General features: G+C 67.7%; 3 protein-coding genes. All 3 read left to right on the top strand.

Features of this window, described 5'->3' with window-relative positions; all coding sequences use genetic code 11:
- A partial coding sequence (locus tag PLE19_24005; protein ID HPD18012.1) for a hypothetical protein occupies positions 1–362 on the top strand: 362 nt, incomplete at its 5' end.
- Between the two features lie 106 nt (positions 363–468).
- Positions 469–819, top strand: a complete 351-nt coding sequence (locus PLE19_24000) for an endodeoxyribonuclease RusA (protein HPD18011.1) — start codon at positions 469–471, stop codon at positions 817–819.
- A partial coding sequence (locus PLE19_23995) for a DEAD/DEAH box helicase family protein (protein HPD18010.1) occupies positions 816–2,110 on the top strand: 1,295 nt, incomplete at its 3' end. The genes PLE19_24000 and PLE19_23995, both read left to right, overlap by 4 nt.

Genomic DNA, 2,110 nt, shown 5'->3' with positions numbered 1-2,110 from the left:
TCGACGCGGGGCAGTTCTTCAAGGCGGGCAAGTCCAAGATCACCACGCAGAAGTCCTCGATGATCCCCGCATGCGTGGAGATCGAAGGATTGGAGATTCCCATCGAGCACAAGGAACCGTGGACGGTGGACACGCGCGCCGTCCGCATTCCGTCGACGGGAGGGCGGATTCTCTGCCACCGGCCGTGCTTCCACGACTGGCGGCTCTCTTTCACGGTCAACATCGACACCGAGATGATCAGCGCCGTGCTGGTGCGCGACATCGTCGACGCCGCAGGCAAGCGCATCGGATTGGGCGATTTCCGGCCCGCGTGCAAGGGCCCGTTCGGAAAGTTCGTGGTGACCGCATGGAAGGAAGAATAACCCAGCACAGCGCGGGCTGGCGGGGCAAGGCGCGTCGCGGCGGCGCAATGCGTGGCAGGGCAGCGCAAAGCGAACCAATGCGAGGAGATTTTCCGTGGAGGCGCGGATGACGGAGGTGCTGCTTCCCATCCGCACGTGGTCCGAGCCGAACCTTCGCGGCCACTGGGCGCGGCGCGCCCGCAGGGCGCGCGAGGCACGCGAGGCCGCCCGGCTTCTCGTCCGGGCGGCCCTCGCCCCGCTGCCGCCGGGCACGGGTGGGCGGAAGATCATCGTGCGGCTGACGCGCATCGGGCCGCGCCGGCTCGATTCGGACAACCTCGCCGCCGCGCTCAAGCACGTCCGCGACGGCGTGGCGGACGCCCTGGGCATGGACGACGGCGATGCGCGGTTGAGGTGGCTCTATGCACAGCGCAACGGAAGACCCGGCGAATACGCCGTCCTGGTGGAAATCTCATGATGCAACTGCGTCCCTATCAGCAGGAGGCCGTCGAGGCGCTCTATGAGCACCTGCGACGGCACGACGACAACCCGTGCGTGGTGATCCCCACGGCGGGCGGGAAGACCCCCGTCATGGCGACCGTCTGCAAGGACGCCGTCGGTCGCTGGCGGGGACGCGTGCTCATCGTCGCCCACGTCAAGGAGTTGCTCGAACAGGCCGTGGAGAAACTCCACCTGGTCGCGCCGGAGATGTGGCACCAAGTGGGCGTCTACTCCGCGGGCCTGGGCAGCCGGGACACCGAGCATCCCGTCATCGTCGCGGGCGTGCAGTCGGTCTACAGGCGGGCGGCGGAACTCGGTCGCTTCGACCTGGTCATCATCGACGAGGCCCACTGCATCCCGCCGGACGGCGACGGCATGTACCGGACGCTCATCGCAGGGCTGAAGGAGACGAATCCCGCCCTGCGGATCATCGGCCTGACTGCGACGCCGTTCCGCATGACCAGCGGCCCCATCTGCGCGCCGGAGAACATCCTCAACGCGGTCTGCTATCGTGTAGGCGTCCGCGAACTCATCGTCCAGGGCTATCTATGCCCGCTCGTCAGCAAGGCGGGCCGCGAGAAGGCCGACACGAGCGAGCTCCACGTCCGGGCGGGCGAGTACATCGCCAGCGAAGTCGAGACGCTCATGGATACCGACGTCCTGGTGGAGTCGGCCTGCCGGGAGATCCTCGACTACACCCGCGACCGCAAGGCGTGCCTCATCTTCACCAGCGGCGTCAAGCACGGCACCCACGTGACCGAGACGCTTCGCCGGATGGGGGCGAACGTGGAGGCTGTCTTCGGCGAGACGCTCGACTTCCAGCGCGACGCGACGCTGCGGGAGTTTCGGGCCGGGCGGCTCAAGTACCTCGTGAACGTCAATGTCCTGACGACCGGCTTCGACGCGCCGAACATCGACTGCGTCGCGATGCTCCGGCCCACGATGTCGCCAGGGCTCTATTACCAGATGGTCGGGAGGGGCTTCCGGCTCTGCGAGGGCAAGAAGGACTGCCTCGTCCTCGACTTCGGCGGCAACGTCCTGCGCCATGGGCCGGTGGACGCCATCCGCATCGACAGCGGCAAGTCTTCCGGCCCGGCCCCGGCGAAGGAGTGCCCGCAGTGCCGCTCGCTCATCTCGTCCGGCTACTCGGTCTGCCCGGACTGCGGCTACGAGTTCTTCAAGCGCGATGACGAGCGCAGGGCCAGGCACGCGGGGACGGCCGGTTCAGAGGGCATCCTCTCCGGCGACGTCACGGTCGAGACCTATCC

The sequence above is a fragment of the Planctomycetota bacterium genome, from assembly GCA_035384565.1.
Taxonomy (GTDB): domain Bacteria; phylum Planctomycetota; class PUPC01; order DSUN01; family DSUN01; genus DAOOIT01.
The sequence above is the reverse complement of the archived record's forward strand: the minus strand, read 5'-3'. Positions and strand labels throughout refer to the sequence as shown.

What these genes read in the sequence shown, in the direction of transcription:
- PLE19_24000 (HPD18011.1), top strand. Translation starts at nt 469, where the DNA reads ATGACGGAGGTGCTGCTTCCCATCCGCACGTGGTCCGAGCCGAACCTT.